At 63.2% G+C, this 17305-nt stretch carries 30 protein-coding genes and 1 tRNA gene; 14 read left to right on the top strand and 17 right to left on the bottom strand.

Features of this window, described 5'->3' with window-relative positions:
- Positions 1-319: 319 nt before the first annotated feature.
- From NKH06_RS04420 to NKH06_RS04375, 9 genes are all read right to left on the bottom strand, one after another.
- On the bottom strand, positions 320-643 hold the full coding sequence (locus NKH06_RS04420) for a hypothetical protein (RefSeq protein WP_013530789.1): 324 nt from the start codon (positions 641-643) through the stop codon (positions 320-322).
- The gene (locus NKH06_RS04415; RefSeq protein ID WP_032909564.1) at positions 643-828 is read right to left on the bottom strand and encodes a hypothetical protein; all 186 of its coding nucleotides are present in this window, start codon (positions 826-828) and stop codon (positions 643-645) included. The genes NKH06_RS04420 and NKH06_RS04415 overlap by 1 nt, the downstream gene beginning before the upstream one ends.
- Positions 813-1046, bottom strand: coding sequence for a hypothetical protein (locus tag NKH06_RS04410; protein WP_023814075.1), 234 nt, complete (start codon positions 1044-1046; stop codon positions 813-815). Before NKH06_RS04410 ends, NKH06_RS04415 begins: the two co-directional genes overlap by 16 nt.
- 1 nt (position 1047) lies before the next feature.
- The gene (locus NKH06_RS04405) at positions 1048-1266 is read right to left on the bottom strand and encodes a hypothetical protein (RefSeq protein WP_352441210.1); all 219 of its coding nucleotides are present in this window, start codon (positions 1264-1266) and stop codon (positions 1048-1050) included.
- Positions 1263-2378, bottom strand: a complete 1116-nt coding sequence (locus tag NKH06_RS31995; protein WP_502914404.1) for a glycosyl hydrolase 108 family protein — start codon at positions 2376-2378, stop codon at positions 1263-1265. Before NKH06_RS31995 ends, NKH06_RS04405 begins: the two co-directional genes overlap by 4 nt.
- Positions 2379-2752: 374 nt before the next feature.
- Positions 2753-3454: a terminase large subunit domain-containing protein gene (locus tag NKH06_RS04390; RefSeq protein ID WP_352774110.1), complete on the bottom strand. Its 702-nt coding sequence runs from the start codon at positions 3452-3454 to the stop codon at positions 2753-2755.
- Entirely contained in the window at positions 3375-3797 is a 423-nt protein-coding gene (locus NKH06_RS04385) for a hypothetical protein (protein ID WP_352774108.1), read from the bottom strand. Before NKH06_RS04385 ends, NKH06_RS04390 begins: the two co-directional genes overlap by 80 nt.
- Positions 3790-4206 (bottom strand): hypothetical protein, encoded by a 417-nt coding sequence (locus NKH06_RS04380; RefSeq protein ID WP_352441240.1) that lies wholly within the window; start codon positions 4204-4206, stop codon positions 3790-3792. Before NKH06_RS04380 ends, NKH06_RS04385 begins: the two co-directional genes overlap by 8 nt.
- Before the next feature lie 171 nt (positions 4207-4377).
- Positions 4378-4575, bottom strand: coding sequence for a hypothetical protein (locus tag NKH06_RS04375; protein ID WP_023813811.1), 198 nt, complete (start codon positions 4573-4575; stop codon positions 4378-4380).
- Between the two features lie 347 nt (positions 4576-4922).
- Between NKH06_RS04375 and NKH06_RS04370 the strand changes: the two genes are divergently transcribed.
- Together NKH06_RS04370 and NKH06_RS04365 are read left to right on the top strand one after the other, a co-directional pair.
- Positions 4923-5192 (top strand): hypothetical protein, encoded by a 270-nt coding sequence (locus tag NKH06_RS04370; protein WP_023813812.1) that lies wholly within the window; start codon positions 4923-4925, stop codon positions 5190-5192.
- 73 nt (positions 5193-5265) lie between these two features.
- Positions 5266-5571, top strand: a complete 306-nt coding sequence (locus tag NKH06_RS04365; RefSeq protein ID WP_023813813.1) for a hypothetical protein — start codon at positions 5266-5268, stop codon at positions 5569-5571.
- Between the two features lie 58 nt (positions 5572-5629).
- On the opposite strand, the gene NKH06_RS04360 is transcribed toward NKH06_RS04365, so the two are convergent.
- Positions 5630-6058 carry a DoxX family protein gene (locus NKH06_RS04360; protein WP_352441241.1) on the bottom strand — a complete coding sequence of 143 codons (429 nt, stop codon included), beginning with the start codon at positions 6056-6058 and terminating at the stop codon, positions 5630-5632.
- Between the two features lie 565 nt (positions 6059-6623).
- Between NKH06_RS04360 and NKH06_RS04355 the strand changes: the two genes are divergently transcribed.
- The 4 genes from NKH06_RS04355 to NKH06_RS04340 all read left to right on the top strand — a co-directional run bounded on the left by NKH06_RS04355 (position 6624) and on the right by NKH06_RS04340 (position 8102).
- Complete coding sequence (locus NKH06_RS04355; protein ID WP_023813816.1) at positions 6624-6803, top strand: DUF3606 domain-containing protein; 180 nt, start codon at positions 6624-6626, stop codon at positions 6801-6803.
- A 263-nt stretch (positions 6804-7066) separates the two neighbouring features.
- Entirely contained in the window at positions 7067-7510 is a 444-nt protein-coding gene (locus NKH06_RS04350; RefSeq protein ID WP_023813817.1) for a GFA family protein, read from the top strand.
- Between the two features lie 95 nt (positions 7511-7605).
- On the top strand, positions 7606-7842 hold the full coding sequence (locus NKH06_RS04345; RefSeq protein ID WP_023813818.1) for a DUF982 domain-containing protein: 237 nt from the start codon (positions 7606-7608) through the stop codon (positions 7840-7842).
- Positions 7843-7856: 14 nt separating this feature from the next.
- A complete protein-coding gene (locus tag NKH06_RS04340; protein WP_023813819.1) occupies positions 7857-8102 on the top strand; it encodes a DUF982 domain-containing protein in 246 nt (81 codons plus the stop codon).
- 89 nt (positions 8103-8191) lie between these two features.
- Here the strand turns inward: NKH06_RS04340 and NKH06_RS04335 are convergent, their stop codons facing one another.
- Positions 8192-8326, bottom strand: a complete 135-nt coding sequence (locus NKH06_RS04335; protein WP_023813820.1) for a hypothetical protein — start codon at positions 8324-8326, stop codon at positions 8192-8194.
- A gap of 91 nt (positions 8327-8417) precedes the next feature.
- Positions 8418-8726, bottom strand: coding sequence for a hypothetical protein (locus NKH06_RS04330; protein WP_023813821.1), 309 nt, complete (start codon positions 8724-8726; stop codon positions 8418-8420).
- Positions 8727-8872: 146 nt separating this feature from the next.
- Here NKH06_RS04330 and NKH06_RS04325 point away from each other — a divergent pair, with 146 nt between their 5' ends.
- Positions 8873-9811: an alpha/beta fold hydrolase gene (locus NKH06_RS04325; RefSeq protein WP_352441242.1), complete on the top strand. Its 939-nt coding sequence runs from the start codon at positions 8873-8875 to the stop codon at positions 9809-9811.
- On the opposite strand, the gene NKH06_RS04320 is transcribed toward NKH06_RS04325, so the two are convergent.
- Positions 9766-10338, bottom strand: coding sequence for an MgtC/SapB family protein (locus tag NKH06_RS04320; protein WP_352441243.1), 573 nt, complete (start codon positions 10336-10338; stop codon positions 9766-9768). The two genes, NKH06_RS04325 and NKH06_RS04320, sit on opposite strands and share 46 nt — an antisense overlap.
- Before the next feature lie 140 nt (positions 10339-10478).
- Positions 10479-11546: a PAS domain S-box protein gene (locus tag NKH06_RS04315; protein WP_023813824.1), complete on the bottom strand. Its 1068-nt coding sequence runs from the start codon at positions 11544-11546 to the stop codon at positions 10479-10481.
- A 199-nt stretch (positions 11547-11745) separates the two neighbouring features.
- Here NKH06_RS04315 and NKH06_RS04310 point away from each other — a divergent pair, with 199 nt between their 5' ends.
- The 3 genes from NKH06_RS04310 to NKH06_RS04300 all read left to right on the top strand — a co-directional run bounded on the left by NKH06_RS04310 (position 11746) and on the right by NKH06_RS04300 (position 13047).
- Positions 11746-12222 (top strand): pyridoxamine 5'-phosphate oxidase family protein, encoded by a 477-nt coding sequence (locus tag NKH06_RS04310; RefSeq protein WP_023813825.1) that lies wholly within the window; start codon positions 11746-11748, stop codon positions 12220-12222.
- A gap of 375 nt (positions 12223-12597) precedes the next feature.
- The gene (locus NKH06_RS04305) at positions 12598-12891 is read left to right on the top strand and encodes a hypothetical protein (RefSeq protein ID WP_352441244.1); all 294 of its coding nucleotides are present in this window, start codon (positions 12598-12600) and stop codon (positions 12889-12891) included.
- Between the two features lie 82 nt (positions 12892-12973).
- Positions 12974-13047, top strand: a tRNA-Gln gene (locus NKH06_RS04300).
- A gap of 56 nt (positions 13048-13103) precedes the next feature.
- Here the strand turns inward: NKH06_RS04300 and NKH06_RS04295 are convergent.
- Positions 13104-13256 carry a hypothetical protein gene (locus NKH06_RS04295; RefSeq protein ID WP_155930617.1) on the bottom strand — a complete coding sequence of 51 codons (153 nt, stop codon included), beginning with the start codon at positions 13254-13256 and terminating at the stop codon, positions 13104-13106.
- Positions 13257-13368: 112 nt separating this feature from the next.
- Here NKH06_RS04295 and NKH06_RS04290 point away from each other — a divergent pair, with 112 nt between their 5' ends.
- Together NKH06_RS04290 and NKH06_RS04285 are read left to right on the top strand one after the other, a co-directional pair.
- Positions 13369-13554 carry a hypothetical protein gene (locus NKH06_RS04290; RefSeq protein ID WP_352441245.1) on the top strand — a complete coding sequence of 62 codons (186 nt, stop codon included), beginning with the start codon at positions 13369-13371 and terminating at the stop codon, positions 13552-13554.
- Between the two features lie 198 nt (positions 13555-13752).
- Complete coding sequence (locus tag NKH06_RS04285) at positions 13753-13959, top strand: hypothetical protein (protein WP_013530768.1); 207 nt, start codon at positions 13753-13755, stop codon at positions 13957-13959.
- 92 nt (positions 13960-14051) lie between these two features.
- On the opposite strand, the gene NKH06_RS04280 is transcribed toward NKH06_RS04285, so the two are convergent.
- A complete protein-coding gene (locus NKH06_RS04280) occupies positions 14052-14294 on the bottom strand; it encodes a hypothetical protein (RefSeq protein ID WP_023813828.1) in 243 nt (80 codons plus the stop codon).
- Positions 14295-14575: 281 nt separating this feature from the next.
- On the opposite strand from NKH06_RS04280, the gene NKH06_RS04275 reads away from it, so the two are divergent.
- A complete protein-coding gene (locus NKH06_RS04275) occupies positions 14576-14893 on the top strand; it encodes a hypothetical protein (protein ID WP_023813830.1) in 318 nt (105 codons plus the stop codon).
- Positions 14894-14996: 103 nt separating this feature from the next.
- On the opposite strand, the gene NKH06_RS04270 is transcribed toward NKH06_RS04275, so the two are convergent.
- The gene (locus NKH06_RS04270; protein WP_352441247.1) at positions 14997-15866 is read right to left on the bottom strand and encodes an NmrA/HSCARG family protein; all 870 of its coding nucleotides are present in this window, start codon (positions 15864-15866) and stop codon (positions 14997-14999) included.
- Positions 15867-15969: 103 nt separating this feature from the next.
- Here NKH06_RS04270 and NKH06_RS04265 point away from each other — a divergent pair, with 103 nt between their 5' ends.
- Positions 15970-16860, top strand: coding sequence for a LysR family transcriptional regulator (locus tag NKH06_RS04265; RefSeq protein WP_023813832.1), 891 nt, complete (start codon positions 15970-15972; stop codon positions 16858-16860).
- The last annotated feature ends 445 nt before the right edge of the window (positions 16861-17305 follow it).

The raw sequence follows: 17305 nt of genomic DNA, 5'->3' as shown, positions 1-17305 counted from the left end.
TTCTGTGGTCTACCTCTTGTTTAACAATATATGAACACTTCATCCGCTCAAGTCTTTATCTGGTTTCGGTGCATCAATCAAAAATTAACAATAATCATTATGCATAACCGACATGATTAACTTGCTTGTGACAACGGGCGATGACGAGACCGGTCAGATCGAATGCCGCTCAGCAATAGCCGATCGAAATACAAAAAAGCCGCCCCGGCGTGAGCCGAAGCGGGCAGCGGTCGTTTCTGGAAATGAGAGCAGCGCCGCGCCAGGTTGCCTGCCTCGGTAATTCCGAGGCAGTAGCCAACAGACGACGCGGTGCCAATAGCTACTCCTCCACCCCCGGCTTGAATCTCCGCACCACAAACTCGAACAGCACGTCCGAAATCCACATGGCGCAGACGCCGATCAGGAAGGCAGCCGCCAGCGTGGTGGTGTCGTCGGCGGGATCGGGCATCGGCAGGCCGGCGATCCTGGCGTAGGAAACCGCCGGCAGCGTCAGGTAGGCCGCCGCAAGTGCGCCGCAGATCGGCGAGGCCACCATTTCGCGCAGCTTGTAGCGATGCCGCGACAGCGCGCGCAGAACGCCGCCGGCGAGACCGGCCGCCACGACCGGTCCCTTGATGCCGAGCAGGTCGAAAAGATCGTTCATCATGGCCTCCAGCCGCAAAGTTTCTGGCCCTTTTCGTTGTGAGCCAGGATCGCCGCCACCGACGCATCGGAAAGGGTCGCCGCCTCTGCCCTTGTCGGGCGGAGGGGATGCCCGGCCGCGCAGAACGACCCGCCTGATTTGGTGCAGCCGGCCAGCAGGAGCGAGAGCGCTATGATTTTGACCATCTGGCCAGTCTCCCCCTGTTGTCGTCCGGCGCCCGGCCGGCGACGGCATCGTCGATCTTCTGGGCTTCGGTGCGCGCCGCTGCGTCGGCCGCATCCTGCCTGGCCTTCTGGCTGGCCTTGCCCTTGGCATAGGCCGTCCAGACACCGGCAAGCGCGGCGCCCATTGCCAGAAGATACGGCCAGGCCTGGCCAAGCAGCGCGAGGGCGAGTGTTCCCATCTCATGTCTCCTTGGCCGGCGGCGCGACCATGCCGCGCGGCCCGTCACGCACCGCGTTGATGATGATCTTGGCAAGGGCAATGGCGCCGCTGATCTGAAGCGCGGTGCGGTCGCCCACCCCGAGCAGCGTCCAGTCGAAGCCGGCGAGCGCGCCGCCGCAGATGATGGTGATCAGCGTGTTGAGGAGATTGTGCAGCGCATTGGTGTTGAACCATGTCATTGAAACAGGCTCCCGAAAAAATCGGCGACCCGATGCCGGAAGGCCGCGAGCGCTCCGGCCATGAGAACGAGGATGCCGGCCGCGGCAGCCGTCTTGCCGCCGGATGCCGGCTGCACGGGCTGGGTCGCCGGCATCACATCAGCCGATGTCTCAAACCTGGGCGACGCCGGCGCGGCCACCGGTGCCGCGGGGCCCTGCGCCGACATCAGCAGGGCCTGAACCCGCACCGACCTGACACGATCGGACCAGCCGCGCCCGAATGTTGCCCATGTCGGCAACCGCTTGAGGAACGCCAGCCGCGCATCGCAAAGCGCATCGATGGTGACGCCGGCCGGCTTTGCCTTGGCCGCCGCGACGGTGACCGGTCCGATCCGCCCGTCCTGCGCAACGCCGACGGCCGCCTGCAAATATTTGGCCGCCCGGCCAGGCCCGCTGTTGACGGCGAAATCGAACACCGCATGGTCGACGCCATCGGGCAATTCGGCGCCGAGCACAGCGTCCCAGTAGAAGCGGCGATAAAGCCGAAACTCCTCGAACCAGTCGGCCAGCGTGGAAAACACCTTGAAGCGTCCGCTCTGCATGCGGTCGAGCATCTCCATCAGCCCGGCCTCGACCGAGACCGAACCGTCGGGGAATTGCGCGTGGCGGCTCAGCATGTTCAGCCCGTGCGCGGCGTACTGCCGGGCGAGTGCCACGCCCGCGCCTTCCAGCGTTTCGCGCCGACCGTCGCGTGGCCAGGCGAAGGGCAGCCATTCGCCCCATGGTTTCAAGGTCAGCGTCTGCATCGCCGGCGTTTGCTGCGAGGCCCGCGCTGCCTTGCTGACATAGACGACGTCGGCCTCCGTATCCCAGGCGAGTTCGACCGCGGCCGAAGGATGGTCCCAGCCGAAATCGAGCGCGCCTAGCCTGGGCCAGTAGCGCGGCAGCCGGAACGGCTCGCAGGCGATCAGCGCCTCGGCCACCGGAAAGATACGACCGGAACCCAGCACCGGAATGCCCCGAGCCCGGGCCTCGCGCTCGTGCGCCGGATAGGCCGCGACGATCGCCGCGCGCTCCTGCGGCGTGTAGTGCGCGGCATCGTCGATGGTCATGAAGGTGACGTGTCGAGACATATCAGTCTGCCTAAATTATTTGCCGGAACGAGTAACCGCCATTGATAATACTGTTTATCAATGCAAAGCTGCTGGCCAATTGGGGGAGATACATGATCCGCATAGCAATCGTTGTGGCCATTGCCGCGAGCGCGTCGGCATGCCAATCGAACGTTCCGTATGATACGAGTAAGAAAACCTGCAAGATGTACGCCAATTCTTCAGGGTTCCAACGCGAAGTTTGTATCCCGGACACACCAAACAAAGTATGCAATGTCTGGTACAACCAGATTACGGGTGATGAAAGAATATGGTGCCAACCGCTAACCCGGAAAGCAACCGATCCCAAGGCCCGCGCCAGACAGCTTGCGGGCAGCAAATACCCTTGAACGTCTTCATCCGCTGCCTTTGGCCATGCCCTCCACTTGCGCCGCCGAAAGAAACAACAGCACCACATCCGACATCCCAAGCAGCGGCGTGAACGTCACGATGGTGATGCCGCCCGTCGCATTGGTGCGGGTCAGGCCTTCGGAATAGATGTCGAGCGGCGGTTCCTCGTCGAACCAGACGCCGTGTAAAGTCTCGCCCTGCCATTTCTCGCGGCCCTTCTCGAAGCTCTTGAACGACAGCACCGATTCATCGGCCTGCACGTCGCCGCCGCCACCCCAGCGCACCACGACGCTGTCCAGCGCGCCCGGTGCGCCGCGGCCCATGAAGGTCTGCACAATGGCGTCGGCCGGGATCATGCCCGTGCCCCAGGCCGCCTGCTGCTGCGGCGGACCGACCAGCACGCGCTGCGGATTGTCACGCGTGCCTTCGCCGGTGACGCCGGCCGCCCACAGCCGAACGGCCGTGTCGAAAACCTTGCCTTGCCACCACTGGGGATAACGGCCGGTCAGGTGCATGGCCCATTCGGCGCCCCCTGCCCTGGTCTTGCCGAGCTGGTTGCCGGCCATGAACAGGCGCTCGCGGTTCTGCGCGCCTGCAGCGTGAAACTCGGCCTGGCGTTCATACGGTCTATAGGCCGCCAATTGATTGGTCCGGCGCCGTCTGTCCAGTTCGGCCAGCAGCGCCAGATATTCCATCTTCACGGACATCACCGGGCTCTTCGAGAAACGGCCTGACGACGGCCTCGAGGGCGCGGATGCGGCTGCGGATCTCGTCATCGCTCAGGCTGTCCATTTGGTTGATCTTGGCATCGAAATCCTTGGGCAGCACCGACAGCACGATCTTCAGATACTGGTCCGGCTTGTCGGCTCGCACCTGGGCGATCACGCCGGCGCCATAGGCGCGGAAATCAGCCCGCACGGCAGCCAGGAAATCGTCGCCCAGTGTCTTCTTGGCGCGCTTGCGGCGCGGCTTTTGCGCGGCCGGTTTGGCGGCGGGTTTGCGCTTTGCCGGCTTGCGGCGCGTTGGCCCGGCGGCGGTCTTGTCAGTCACGGACGTCACCACCCACGGCGTTGGCAGCGGGAATGCCGGCCTTCGGCATCGATCCGGCCCGGCTGGCCGGTTTCTTTGAACGAGCGGATTTCTTCCTGGTGCGCTTCTTGGCTCCCTGGACGCGCTTTGGCTTTGCCGCGTCGGCAGGCTTCGCCGCCGGGGCAGGCCTTGCCAGACCGGCCCGCGCCCTGAGACGCGCCATGACCAGACCGACAAGGTGCCCGGCGATGCCGGCCTGCGAGAACCCGAACTCGCCAGCGTCGTCCCGCACCATGCCGATCTTTACGCCGGGCGCGACCTCCTCGAGACGCCCCAGGCGTGGCTGCGGCGCAATGCCTTCGAATTCGCCGATCGCGCTGACGATTTCCTGGCCGTCAGCATCGGTGATGATGGTGGCGTAGCGGGTCATGGGTGTCTCTCGGATTGCGAAATGAGTCATCGGGCGAAGGATGGCATTCCTTGGCGCCCCCTCTGTCCTGCCGACATGTCTAGCCCAGCAACAAAAAACCCGCCTCAGGGGCGGGTCGTTGGCGCAACTCAGCACCATGGACAAAAATGTAGCATAGCTGCACTCACCCCGTCAACCGTTTTCTGAGAAAAAATTCCTAATTCGGTCAAACCCGCCGGCCGCATCCCGCACCATGCCGATCTTTACGCTGGGCGCGACCTGCTCGACACGCCCCAGGCCTGGCTGCGGCGCAGCACCTTCGAATTCGCCGATGGCGCTGACGATTTCCTGGCCGTCAGCATCGGTGATGATGGTGGCATAGCGGGTCATGAGTGTCTCTCGGATTGCGAAATGAGTCATCGGGCGAAGGATGGCATTCCTTGGGCCCCCCCTCTGTCCTGCCGACATGTCTAGCCCAGAAACAAAAAACCCGCCTCGGCGGCGGGTCGTCGGCGCAACTCAGCACCATGGACAAAAATGTAGCATAGCTGCACTCACCCCGTCAACCGTTTTCTGAGAAAAAATTCCTAGATCGATCGCAATTCCGGCCTGACCGACGCTGGCAAAGCGCGTAAAACCCTGCTTTTGCCGGCGGCTGGTCACAAGCCGGCAGGTGTGAAATCATTCGTCGAAGCTCATGGAATGATTCCCGTCGCACGGCCTTGTGGGAGAGGACGATGGACAGACCAGCCATGGCATCCGTGTTCAGGATGCGGCATGCACCAGCCATGGTTTCCGGCGTGCGCAGCACCGGCCAGGGTCAGGCGGATCCGGTCATCCGCGTGCGTTCGCTGGGCGAAGCCATCCGTTTCGTCGCCAACGCCTACCCCCAATACGACATCGGCGCCGTCGCCATCAGCTGTGGGGATGTTTCGATCGGCAGCCTCGGCAGCCTGGAGGTCAAGGCGCTGTGGCGCGAATATGGCGAACGGCTGACGCAGGAATAGGCGTTCGCCCGCAGCCTTTCTGGAGCGGAAATGCCGCTCGCGCGTTTCAACCCCAGTCACGGGAGCAATCGCCATGAATGTCGCCAACCTGCAACTCGAAGGCCTGTTGATGGCCGTCGCCTCGATCAACCGCCTCCTGGTTCAAAAGGGGGTGCTGACGGCGGAGGAAATCGACCTGGCCTTGCGCAAGACCGAGGCAGGCGAAACCAACCAGGAGCGGTCCGAAGGCATGTCCGCGTCCAGCCGCGACGCCGTCAACTTTCCGATCCGGCTGCTGGAACTCGCCAACCAGTGCCAGCCGGAGGCGGAGATGCCGTCTTTTTCGAAGCTGGCCCGCATGGTCGGCAAGATAAAGGAACCCTACAACGACCAGCTGTGAGGGGGTGCCAAGGCAGGCCCCGGCGCGCGTCCTTCGCGCGGTGCCGGTCGGTCTCGCCTCAAGCCCTGCCCGGCCATCCCAAATTGAGCGAAAGCACCTTGCCCGGTCCATGCACGGCCGCAAACAGCAGTCCGGCCAGGAACGAAAAATGGTCGACGAAGAAGCCGAACTCGGCCTGGTTGCCGGCCCAGTGGCTGGGTCCGTGGAAGGCCAGGGCGAGGAACAGCACATAGGCGGCGGCGACAAGGGCCGCCTGCGAGAAGAAGGCGCCGGTCAGGAAGCACAGCACCAGCGCGACTTCCAGGATCGCAGCGCACCAGGCCAGGAACAACGGAAACGGAAAGCCGGCGGCGGCGATATAGCCGGCGGTCGCCGCCATGCCCATGAATTTGAAGGTCACGGCCATCAGGAAGACGCCGGCGAAGATCAGCCGGGCGATGAGAAGGGCCGCGGTCTGCCACGGCGATTGAGTGATTTGCGACGACATGCTCGTTCTCCAGCTTTGCAGGTTGCTCGCTCCTAGGACGCGCGACGGACGCCAGGTCCGACACATCAGGCCAATTTTTCTCGAGAGGCCCGAACGGCTTCCGGCGCCGCCCGCGATTGAAACTTGTTGGTAATCACGGAAGTGCTATCGTTAGTCGGGGCTAATGCACCGGCGTGCCGGCGCAGCGATTTTGGGTGGGCTGAATTTGCGTACAAGCGTCAGGTTTGGGGCGATATCTCATAGCGTGCGGTCGGCGACGCTGGAATGCAGCGGCTGCGGCGGCGCTGGCCAGGTCTTCCAGTGTCCGCGCTGGACGAGTTCCAACGGCCATTGCTGCCCTGCCGGTACGCACCGGCGCGGCTGCCCCGGCCTCAGCGCGGCATGCTCCGAATGTGACGGCGACCACACTGCCGACGCCGACCCCATGCGGCCATCGGCCTGATACATGCCTATCGCAGCCCAGGCCGTGTCGTCTGGTGGAACCGGCGGCGCCAATCTGTGTTATGTCGTGTTGATCGCGGGCGCCGAAGGCTGCGCGTCCCGACAACAGAAAGCGAGGCCTGAGATGGCTGACGACAAGTCGAAGACGAAACAGGACCGCAAGCAGGTCTCGAGCGAAGAGCCCTACGAGGTTGCCGCCTTTGCCCGCAAATACGGCATTCCGCCAAGCGAGGCACAAACCATCATCAAGCGCTACGGCCCATCGCGCAAAAAGCTCGACGCCCATATGGCGGCCCGCGGCTAGCGCATGTCGCCCAAAAGTGGATCTCGGTTTTGGGAGAACGACATGCATGAAGCGGGTCGTCTGAACTCGTTCGGGCGCGGCGCGCTTTAGGCCCGAAACCATTTCGCCTGGACGGCGTTGAAGATGCTGCGGGCCGTGTCAACCGGGCCTGGTGGTACGGTGAACAGGATGTCTTTTTCCCGGTTTCTCATCCTGGCCAACGAAACGGCAGACGAGCATCTGTCCCACCCGGCCCGCAGCGCCACGCATTGAGGGAGGTCGTCATGTCCGACACCATACGCAGGACCGGCAGCTGCCTGTGCGGCGGCGTGCAGTTCGAGGTTCACGGCCCGCCGTTGCGCGTCGGCCTGTGCCACTGCAAGGATTGCCGCAAGGCCGGCGGGTCGGTCTATTCGGCCTTTGCCATCTGGCCGCGCGAGGCCTTCGAGACGACCGGCCTCGTCAGCTCCTATGGCACGCGCAGCTTTTGCCCGACCTGCGGCGGCCGCGTCGCCTGGGTCGACGACAACGAGGCCGAGGTGGCGATCGGCAGCCTCGACATCGCGCCGACCGATCTCGTGCCCGAATATGAACTGTGGACCTCCAGGCGCGAGACCTGGCTGCACGCTCTGTCCGGCACCGAACAGTTCGAGCACGACCGCCCAGCGCAGCACAACGCCGAAGCGCCGACGCCGAGATCGCTGTCGGACATCGACGCTGAGATTTGATCTCTGGGGAAGGGAACCCTGCCCTGCCGCCTACGTTACCGGATGCCTCTCACGCATGTCGCCCCGGCGACTTGCGGCAATCATGGAGACGACCGTTGAACGACAAGATGTTTCCCCGCCCGATCAGGCTGAAATTCGCGCCTGAGCGCGAGCGCATCATCCGCAGCGCCTGGGAAGGCCTGGAATGCCTCGGCGACTGGCCGGCTGGCCAGGGACGGCGCTACCGGGCGGCGTTGCGCAGTTGTCGCGATGCGCTGGATGGCTGGACGCCGGCGGAAAAAGCGATGCGGGCGATGATCGACGCCGCGCGCGAAGCAAAACTCCTCCAGTAGTTGGAACAGGGGCCATGCCTGATCTCATTTTGCCCACACCGATGCGGATCAAGCCGCATGGGTCGGATACGATCCGCGACGTCGCCACGCTCAAGGATGCCAGCGAAATCCTGATCGACTGGCCGCAGGCCAAGCGCGGCCCGTTCTACCAGGCGGCGCGCGAGAAGGTCGAAGCCGCCCTGGAAACCAAGATAGGTGCTGCCGAGGCACAGGAAGCGTTCGCAGCGCTCTGCAGCCACTCCGGCGTTTTGGTGCGATAGCGGTTTCAATAGAAGCAGGGGGGCATTATTGCCTCGCCTGCTTCGTGCAAATCGGTCCTGATCACTCCGTATCCGAATGATCGATCCGATTATTCCGCCGGAAGCTCGCCCTGTACGATCGGGTGAGAGGTTTCGAAGCCAAAACTCTTTGGCGCCAGCAGAATCAAGGCAATCACGATCGCTATCGAGGCAAGCAACGTGGCAGTGGCTGCAATATCTCTCACGATAATCTCTCCAAATTCCAAGTCGTGAGAAAAACGCTCCCAACATAACGAGGTTCCATTAGCTTGCGCGATAATACCAACGAGCCGGCGTTTATTGTTTCGGCGGCTGGGGCGGCACTTCACCAGGCTTGATTACCGGCGTCTTGCCTTCGTCGGGAGCGGGCGCCGCCATGCCCTGGTCGCCCGTCGGGGGTGGTTTCAGCACGCCGCCGCAGTCGTTGAGCTTGGCGGTCAAATTGCCGTCATCGGCCTGCTGTTCAGGCTGCTGTTTTGCCCCTTGCTCGGTCTGAGCCCTGCATTTGTCGGCCTGCAGCGCCTGGCTGTCGTTCTGCTGCTGGGCCGCGGCCGGCACTGCCAGCGCCAGCATGAGGCCTAGTGGCATGATAGCGAGAGTTCTCATCACTGCCTCCTTCTTTTCTTTCACGGCCGCCCGCGGCGACCTTCCCTTCACAGGGACAACGCCTGTCGAAGAAAAAGGTTGGCCGCCTCGCCGGCGGCATTGCAACCAAACCCGTTTGCCGGCCGTTGCGCGTGCCGGAGGCGGTCATGTTCGAAGGTTTTCAAAGCACGGAAATCGACATTGGCGATGCCGGCATATACTGCCTGCGTGCCGGCGGCGGCCCACCGCTGCTGTTGCTGCACGGCTTTCCGCAAACGCATCTGATGTGGCGCGACATCGCCCCCGCTCTGGCCAGCCGGTTCAGCGTCGTCTGCGCCGACCTGCGCGGCTATGGCCGCAGTTCCTGTCCGACGTCCACTCCGGACCACGCACCCTATGCCAAGCGTGCCATGGCCGCCGATATGAGGAGGCTGATGGAGAAGCTGGGTTTCAGCAGCTTCATGGTCGCCGGTCATGATCGCGGCGGGCGTGTCGCCTACCGCATGGCGCTCGATCATCGGGACAGCATCGACAGGCTCGCCGTTCTCGACATCGTGCCGACCGCCGATGCCTGGGACCGGGCCGACGCCAGGCTGGCGCTGGGCTATTGGCCATGGTCGCTGCTGGCGCAGCCTGAGCCGTTGCCGGAAAAGATCCTGTCCGGCGCCGCCGAGGCGATCGTCGACAATGCGCTCAACGGCTGGGGCTCGCCGCCATCGGCGTTTCCAGCCGAAGTGCGTCAGGCCTATATCGAGGCCTTGCGCGCGCCTGCCCACGCCCACGCCATCTGCGAGGAATATCGGGCGGCAGCCACGCTCGACCGCGAGCACGACCATGCCGACAAGGCAGCCGGCCGGCGCATCCGCTGCCCGCTGCTGGCGCTATGGAGCGGTCAGGGCGCCTTGGCGGATTGGTATGCCGGCGAAGGCGGGCCGCTGGCGCTGTGGCGCGGCTGGGCCGACGATGTGCGTGGCCAGGCGATGCCGGCCGGGCACTTCTTTCCCGAAGAGAATCCGGCGCGCACGGCCGATCTGCTGGCCGGCTTCTTCGGTGAAACCAGTCACGGCATTTCCCGGCGATCGGAATTACCTTCGCCCTTCCTTTGATCGGGCCGAAGCCCCTCCTTCTCCGCCTTTGCCTGGCTGCCTTCATCACCGGCGGCAAGGCCGGGTCCGCGTTCGAACCGGCGCAGAAAGCCGGCAACGACCAGCACGATCAGCGTGCCGAACCCGGCCACTTGCCAAAGACCCAGTCCGCAGGCGACGCCGATCGCGCCCGCCAGCCACATGCCGGCGCCGGTCGTCAGCCCATGCACCTCGCCGCGCGAAAACATGATCGAGCCGGCGGCGAGGAAAGCGACGCCGGCGGTCACCGCCTCGACCACCCGGATCGGATCGACCTTGACCGATTCCCCCGCGAACATCGGCGCGTGCACGATCTCGACCGTCAGGATGCCGAAGGTGGCGGCGGCGACGCAGACGAGAATATGCGTGCGAAGTCCGGCCGGGCGATTGCGCCATTCGCGTTCGAAACCGATGACCGCGCCATAGAGCGTCGCCAGCAACAGCCGCGCCGCGATGACCGGAAACGAGGTGTAGGTGGAATGGCCGAATTCCTCGACGAGTTGTTCCATGATGTCCCCTCCGAAAGCGTGACGCCACAACGCGGCCGCCGGGTCACGGTTCCTGAATCCACCGCCAGGTGCGGCAAGGATGCGGCCGCTTTTGAAAACGCATCTGCCAAAGGGAGGTTGATGGAACCAGACCTCAAGGCTCAGGAAGTCTCGGTTTCGGGCAGGTCGGCGCCGAGCTCCGGAACGATGATCGAGTCCAGGGGCGCCGTCAGGGACCATTTGAGATGGCCCGGGCTGCGATCCAGCACCGCCAAGCCGTTCAGCGATTGCGGCGCGACCCGTTGCAGGACGACGGTGCCGAAACCCTTGCGCGTGCTTTCGTCTTGCCGCCCCCCGGGCCGCTCTCCTTCACGCACCGGCATCGTCTCGTCCCAAACCAGATGGATTTCCCGCTTGTCCGAAACGCCTTCAACGATCCGCCAGGTGATCTCGAGCCGCCCGGCCTCGCTCGCCAGCGCGCCATATTTTGAAGAGTTGGTGCCGAGCTCATGAAATGCCATGCCGAGATTTTGCACGGCATTCGGCTGCAAGGTCAAAAGCGGTCCGGACAGCGATACCCGCGCCTCGTGGCCGAACGGCTTGAGCTGCTCCTGGGCGAGGTCGAAGAGGCTGGCGCCGGCCCATTCCGAGTTCACCAGCAGATCGTGCGACCGCGACAGCGCCATGATGCGGGAGCGGATCAACTCCTCGAACTCGCGCGGATCGGTCGAGCGTTTGCTGGTCTCCCGGATCATCGAGAGGATCACCGCGAACTGGTTCTTGACGCGATGGTTCACCTCGCGGAGCAAAAGCCTGATCCGGCGCTCGCTCTCCTTGCTGGCGGTGATGTCGCGGGCGATCTTCGAGGCGCCGATGATCTCGCCGGACGCGTTCCTGATCGGCGAAATGGTCAGCGACACGGCGATGAGGCCGCCGTCCTTGCGTCGGCGGATCGTCTCATAGCTTGCCAGCAGTTCGCCTTTGCGGACCCGGCTGATGATGTCGGTCTCTTCATCCTTGAGATGATCGGGGATGAGCATGAGCACGGACCGGCCGACGGCCTCTTCGACGGTGTAGCCGAACATGCGTTGCGCCGCCGCGTTCCAACTGGTGATGATGCTGTTCAAATCCTTGCTGACGATGGCGTCGAAGGACGAATCGACAATCGCCGCCAGCCGCGCATCGGCGGTAATGGCGATCAAGGCATCAAAGCCCGCCAAATCTGTCACTGTCGACCCCTTCTCCCTCATGCGCGGATTGCGCGCATGGCCACCAATGCGCCGCGGTGGGTTTTGGTTGCAATCGCCTCCCAACATTCCTCCCAGGAACAGTCCAGGCAGTTCATGACTGGACCTTGCACTGGAACCTTGCGCGCTTGCGCGAGTTGCACCCGACACCCCCATGGATGGCTCAATAAGGAGGCACACGATGAGCGACGGCGATCTCGACCGGGTCTGGAAGCTGATGGACAGGATCGGTTTCTGTATGCTGGCCACCCGCGAAGGCGATGACATCCGCTCGCGACCCATGGCGGCGCATGTGGTGCGCGACGAAAACGCAATCTACTTCCTCACCGATGTCGACAGCCATAAGGACGACGAGATCGAAGCCGAGCCCAATGTCGGTCTCGCCTTCGCCGATTCAGGCGGCCAGAAATATGTTTCCGTCAGCGGTCTGGCGGCGGTTTCGAACGACCGCGCCAAGATCAGGGAGTTGTGGTCGACCCCGGCCAAGGCCTGGTGGGACAGTGCCGATGACCCTTCGATCCGCGTGCTTAAAGTGACGCCGAAAGATGCCCAGTATTGGGACAGTCCCGGCACCGTGGTCAGCTATGTGAAGATGCTGGCGGCAACGGTCAGCGACAGCCGCCCGGAAATCGGTAACACCGGCAAGGTCAGGATGTAGCCGGACGGCGTCGAGGACCTCAGGCAGATGTGCGAATGCCGGTGGGGCGCAGCGAATATCGCCGGTGCGGCACACCGGTGCCGATCAGTCCGGCTTGGGAGGGTCAGGGGCATTCGGTGCTGGATCGGCGTCGGCATCCCTTTGCGGACAGTCCTCGTAGCTGTGGTCGCGGCCGCCGCAAAAAGAACAGCACATGGCCTCGCGATCCCCGTTTCCGGGACGCCATTGCGGGGTTTCGTAGGGCTTCCTGCCATTCATCCCCAGCAATGCACGACGGACCATTTGGTTGCGCCGCCACCGACGGCCGGCCGGCGGTTGCGGAACCACCCGCCGGGATGCGAGTTTCGGCCAATACATCCATTCGAGGGAACAGCCATGCCGATGCGCCGAATTGCCTTGATGGCGGCAGCGATCTTGCTGGCCGCGACCGGCCTCGCCGAAGCCAGGCCCGATACCCGCACGATGAGTTGCGACCAACTCCGGCAACTGCTCCAAAGCCATCATGCCGTGGTGCTGACCACCGGCCCCAACACCTATGACCGCTATGTCAGGCAGTTCGGCAACGAATGCGACTGGCCGGAGGTGCCGATGTCGGCCTATGTCCCGACCCGTGACGGCAACTGCCCCGTCTACCGCTGCGAGGAACCTGTCACCAACTTTCCGGACTGAGACCGCGCCTCAAGTCGCTTTGCCGCCGCATTGCGTTGATCCCGGCGCGGGAACCGGCTAGGGGTGGGGGCAACTTGCATTTTCCCGCTTCGTCTAATGGTAGGACAGCGCCCTTTGAAGGCGTGAATCGTGGTTCGAGCCCATGAGCGGGAACCAGCAAGCAACCAATCGTTCGGCTGGTTCGAAGCTGCGCGCAGACTGGCCAGCCGGCTTCAGCGTATTAGCGCGCGCTTGTATTTCACTCGAAGCAGGATCATCATCCTGGCCGACAGTGGATCGAAGGGGTGCAGCGACATGGAACTGAGTTGCTTTGACGGGGGCGTCCTTGCATCGGCGATGTCCCTGAACATCACGGCGGTTTTCATGATATTGGCCGCATTTGCCGCATTTCGGCTGGTTGCAATATCGCGCGAAGGTTCTGCCGACCAACTCCAGACGGCGTAGCCCGCAGAGAACCTCCTGTGCAGGAGAAGGCATATGGCCGCCAGAAAGGTGATAGCCGTCAAGGACTGGTCTTGCGGCATGAGCGACGAGCTTGGCCGCGTCGTCCTGACCATCAACCCGACCGAGGGTGAGCCCATCCTGGTTTTGATGACAATTTTCCAGGCGGCAAGGATGGCCGGGGAATTGCGGGCGCCGAAACTCGTCCCCATACCTCGGTGAGGCAGCGCCCCCGGGCAAAGCGATCAAGCTCGCCGAGGCAGCCCCAACGCCCTCCCCGGCGAGCCCTGTTGCTCCGTTACGATGAACAATGGAGCAATTACTGCGTTACGGATCCGGGCGCCATTAAGTTGCATCCGGCCTCCTGAAACCATTTCGCGGACCCCGCGTTGACCACCGGGCCGACACAGGAGACATCTCATGACCGTCAACTGCCGCATATCGATCGACAACCGGCCGGAGGCCACGGACGCCGTTTTCCAGGCGGTTCCCCGGATTGGCGAAAGCGTTGCGCTGTCGATCGACGGAACCACGCAGGATCTGCGGGTATCGCGCGTCGTGCACGTCACCAATGGCAGCCTGGAAGGTGCCGCGATCGTCGTCGAAGTGACGACAAACATCCTCTGAATCGAGAGTTATCGTCCGCTACGCCGGCCGGCACCGCGCGGCGACCGCCGACCGTTGCGGGGACCAGGGCGGCCCACGCGCGGTGAACCGCTCTACTCCTTGCCGCCGTCGGAAATGCCGTTGCCGTCGGCGGTTGGCAGGATGCCGAAGTCTTGCGACTTCGCCCCTTGCTCCGCCGTCAGGAAGCCATCCGCGGCAAGACCGCGCCGCAGCAATTCCCTGACGGCGGCCGAACGGCTCGGCATGCGCTTGTCGAAGCGCCAGTTTTCCAGCGCCGCCAGTTCGTCTGACGTCAGCATGATCTGCAACCGTTCCGGGCGTTCCAGTTCAGTCATCGCGCTTCCCTCGCTCTGGACCACGTTTACGTCGAATGAGCATTCAACTCATTTACCTCATAATTAGGAAACCGCTCCTAGCGCGTCAAGACCTCGCGATGTGTGAACCGCTTCTCGTGCTCATGATGAGCCTGACGGGTATTCGGCGTAAGGCGCACACTTGCATAACTATGCTAACTGGTTGATTTATTTGGGTATTATTTAATTCGTGACTTGCCAAGGCGAAGTCTTTGCCGCATTGTGCGATCTGAACAGAAAACCGTTCCCTTCGGGAGGTTTCGATGCGGTATAATTACTCGGCGCGACTGCGCGATGACGTCCGTTCAGCGGTCCAGATCGCCTTCAGGAAGACCGGCATCGTCAGCATCACGGCGGTGGCGGAGCATGTAAGGGTCAGGAATCTGGCCGAAAACGTCGCCCTCGAGGACGTCGAATACCTTGTCTTCCAGGCAGCCCAGTTGATTGGCGCCGCAATTGAATTCGACGGGCTCACCAATTTCGACGGCGTAGCTGGTCTGTTCGTGGATGGGCTCGGTGGCGACGGTGGCGAGCACGTGATCGCCCAACTCGACAGGCCTGGTCCGGCAACCCTGCAGTAGGGCAGTTCCGGCTGAACGCGCATTTGTCCCGTGCCAGTCAGGGGGCCTCCTCAAAAGGCCGCCCTGCTGTTTCTGTACCCTGATGATGATGAGAGCTGTTCCGTCAGGCGGAGCCGGCGATTTGTGAGGCGAAGTCCCGATAGGGACGCAGCGGGCGGCCCAGAAGCGCGGTCAGCCGCTCGACGTCCCCGGCCTCGGGCAGCATGCCGTCGGTCAGGAACCGCTCGCCCATCAAGCGCATGTCGTACGCCATCCAGGCAGGCAGGAACTGCTTGAGATTCTGCTCGAAACCTTCGGTATTGTCGCCGCCGTAGCTGATCGGGCGTGCGAGCACGTCTGACCAGATGGCCGCGATATCCGTCCCGGTCAGTGTCTGCGGACCGACGAGATTGATCCGCTCCAGCGCAAGCGGCCCTGCGGATCGTTCCCGACGCAGCAGCTCGAGAGCGGCGATTTCGGCGATATCACGCACGTCGACCATGGCGAGCCCCTTGGTGCCGATCGGCATTGTGTAGGTGCCGTAGCCGGTGATGACGTCTTCGATCATCAGGTCGTTCTGGATGAAGTAGGCCGGGCGCAGGATCGTAGCCTGGAAGCCCATCTGCTCGATCATTCGCTCGACGCCGAATTTGCCGGCGAAATGCGGCACGTTCACATAGACGTCCGCATGGATCACCGAGAGATAGACGATCCGCTCGATGCCCGCCGATCGGGCGACGTTCAGCGCGACCAAAGCCTGGGTGAATTCGTCCGGCACCACGGCGTTCAAGAGGAACAGGGTGGAAACGCCGGACATGGCTTTGCGCAGCGAATCGACATCGAGAAAGTCGCCTTGCGCGACCGATACGCCCGCCGGGAAGCTGGCTTTCGACGGATCGCGGACGAGAGCACGGACATCGGCGCCGCGCTTGACGAGGTGCTCGACGACTTGGCGGCCAACATTGCCTGTGGCGCCGGTAACAAGGATGGTCATGGAATTTCTCCTGTTGGGTTGCTTGACAGGCCCAATATGTGTGGCTCACAAACAGTCAAACAGGCCGAAATTTTAGACGTACCGTCTCACTGGTGGAACACTCATGGATCTTCTGGCCCTGACCGATTTCAACCTCGTTGCCCGCCATGGGGGTTTCGGCAAAGCGGCAAGGGCCACCGGCCGGCCCAAGGCAACGCTGTCCCGGCGGGTTGGAGACTTGGAGAGCAGCCTTGACCTGCGCCTGTTTGAACGGGGTGCGCGCAACCTGAAGCTCACCGAGGAAGGGCGAGCACTCTTCGAGCGGACGGGGACCTTGCTCGCCGAGCTGGACGAGACGGCCGCCGAGATCGCCTCGGGCGGCCAAAGACCCAAGGGCAGACTGCGGATCAGCGCACCTCTGCATTTTTCTCAGACCGCGATGGGAAGGATCGCCGCGGGATTTACCCTCAAGCATCCCGAGGTGAGGCTTGAGGTCACGACGGAGGACAGGGCTGTCGACATGATCGAGGAAGGTTACGACCTGGTGATCCGGGTCAATCCGAAACCCGACGAAAGCCTGGTCGGACGGGCGTTTCTCCGCGACCGCCTGGTCGTTGTGGCGAGCCCGGACCTTCCTCGTACGACCGGTGGGCAGGCCGCTCCTGGCGTTGCACGCGGCACAGGCGAACGCCAGACATGGCACGTGAAGGACCATGGTGGCCGCTCGACGATTGCGGTCGAGCCTGTCCTTGCTCTGTCGACGCTGATCATGGTGCGGGATGCGGTGCGGGCCGGCGTCGGTGTTGGACGTCTCCCAATTTCCCTGGTGAGCCACGATTTGGCTGACGGCACCCTGGTGAATTGGGGGGACATCGATGGCCCGGAGATCGCTCTCTGGACGCTCTACCCCTCCCGGCGGCTGCTCAGCGCGCGCGTGTCGGCGTTCCTGGATTTTCTGAAACAGGCCTTCCCGAATGGGACGCCGGACGAACTGGCCGCCTATATCGGCAGGTGATGCCCGGCGCTTTCGCCGGCAAGAACCTTTATTTTTCGCGGAATGATTTCCGGCGGAACAAGTTGGGGCGACGAAAATTACCTTGTCACCCTTACAAGAGGAGGACGTCGTGAAAGGCTTGCGCAGTCTCCTTGCCGAACTGTCAGCCAGCTGGCTCAAGCGCCGCAAGGCGCAGGCGCCCACTGTCGTGAACACAGTCAAACCCCGCCCCGCCCATCAGGCGCCGCGGCAACGTGCCGCCCACAAACCCAAAACACCGTCCACCCGCGACGTCTCCTCGAACATGTGAGCCGCGCGGACAAGATGGGTCGCCCAATGCCATCGGGAGGTATCGGCAACTCTCACACCGGATTGATTGGCATCGACGAAACCTTTGAGCGGCCATAGGCGTTTATCGCTTCAGCCCTATCGAGGTAGTTCCAATGCAAACGGCATGGTTCTCGAA

It is taken from the genome of Mesorhizobium sp. M1342, from assembly GCF_040317955.1.
GTDB lineage: Bacteria > Pseudomonadota > Alphaproteobacteria > Rhizobiales > Rhizobiaceae > Mesorhizobium.
The sequence above is the reverse complement of the archived record's forward strand: the minus strand, read 5'-3'. Positions and strand labels throughout refer to the sequence as shown.

Coding starts and splice junctions, on each gene's coding strand:
- NKH06_RS04420 (WP_013530789.1), bottom strand. CDS start 643: ATGAACGATCTTTTCGACCTGCTCGGCATCAAGGGACCGGTCGTGGCG.
- NKH06_RS04415 (WP_032909564.1), bottom strand. CDS start 828: ATGGTCAAAATCATAGCGCTCTCGCTCCTGCTGGCCGGCTGCACCAAA.
- NKH06_RS04410 (WP_023814075.1), bottom strand. CDS start 1,046: ATGGGAACACTCGCCCTCGCGCTGCTTGGCCAGGCCTGGCCGTATCTT.
- NKH06_RS04405 (WP_352441210.1), bottom strand. CDS start 1,266: ATGACATGGTTCAACACCAATGCGCTGCACAATCTCCTCAACACGCTG.
- NKH06_RS31995 (WP_502914404.1), bottom strand. CDS start 2,378: ATGTCTCGACACGTCACCTTCATGACCATCGACGATGCCGCGCACTAC.
- NKH06_RS04390 (WP_352774110.1), bottom strand. CDS start 3,454: ATGTCCGTGAAGATGGAATATCTGGCGCTGCTGGCCGAACTGGACAGA.
- NKH06_RS04380 (WP_352441240.1), bottom strand. CDS start 4,206: ATGACCCGCTACGCCACCATCATCACCGATGCTGACGGCCAGGAAATC.
- NKH06_RS04375 (WP_023813811.1), bottom strand. CDS start 4,575: ATGACCCGCTATGCCACCATCATCACCGATGCTGACGGCCAGGAAATC.
- NKH06_RS04370 (WP_023813812.1), top strand. CDS start 4,923: ATGGACAGACCAGCCATGGCATCCGTGTTCAGGATGCGGCATGCACCA.
- NKH06_RS04365 (WP_023813813.1), top strand. CDS start 5,266: ATGAATGTCGCCAACCTGCAACTCGAAGGCCTGTTGATGGCCGTCGCC.
- NKH06_RS04360 (WP_352441241.1), bottom strand. CDS start 6,058: ATGTCGTCGCAAATCACTCAATCGCCGTGGCAGACCGCGGCCCTTCTC.
- NKH06_RS04355 (WP_023813816.1), top strand. CDS start 6,624: ATGGCTGACGACAAGTCGAAGACGAAACAGGACCGCAAGCAGGTCTCG.
- NKH06_RS04350 (WP_023813817.1), top strand. CDS start 7,067: ATGTCCGACACCATACGCAGGACCGGCAGCTGCCTGTGCGGCGGCGTG.
- NKH06_RS04340 (WP_023813819.1), top strand. CDS start 7,857: ATGCCTGATCTCATTTTGCCCACACCGATGCGGATCAAGCCGCATGGG.
- NKH06_RS04330 (WP_023813821.1), bottom strand. CDS start 8,726: ATGAGAACTCTCGCTATCATGCCACTAGGCCTCATGCTGGCGCTGGCA.
- NKH06_RS04325 (WP_352441242.1), top strand. CDS start 8,873: ATGTTCGAAGGTTTTCAAAGCACGGAAATCGACATTGGCGATGCCGGC.
- NKH06_RS04320 (WP_352441243.1), bottom strand. CDS start 10,338: ATGGAACAACTCGTCGAGGAATTCGGCCATTCCACCTACACCTCGTTT.
- NKH06_RS04310 (WP_023813825.1), top strand. CDS start 11,746: ATGAGCGACGGCGATCTCGACCGGGTCTGGAAGCTGATGGACAGGATC.
- NKH06_RS04305 (WP_352441244.1), top strand. CDS start 12,598: ATGCCGATGCGCCGAATTGCCTTGATGGCGGCAGCGATCTTGCTGGCC.
- NKH06_RS04295 (WP_155930617.1), bottom strand. CDS start 13,256: ATGAAAACCGCCGTGATGTTCAGGGACATCGCCGATGCAAGGACGCCC.
- NKH06_RS04290 (WP_352441245.1), top strand. CDS start 13,369: ATGGCCGCCAGAAAGGTGATAGCCGTCAAGGACTGGTCTTGCGGCATG.
- NKH06_RS04285 (WP_013530768.1), top strand. CDS start 13,753: ATGACCGTCAACTGCCGCATATCGATCGACAACCGGCCGGAGGCCACG.
- NKH06_RS04280 (WP_023813828.1), bottom strand. CDS start 14,294: ATGACTGAACTGGAACGCCCGGAACGGTTGCAGATCATGCTGACGTCA.
- NKH06_RS04275 (WP_023813830.1), top strand. CDS start 14,576: ATGCGGTATAATTACTCGGCGCGACTGCGCGATGACGTCCGTTCAGCG.
- NKH06_RS04270 (WP_352441247.1), bottom strand. CDS start 15,866: ATGACCATCCTTGTTACCGGCGCCACAGGCAATGTTGGCCGCCAAGTC.
- NKH06_RS04265 (WP_023813832.1), top strand. CDS start 15,970: ATGGATCTTCTGGCCCTGACCGATTTCAACCTCGTTGCCCGCCATGGG.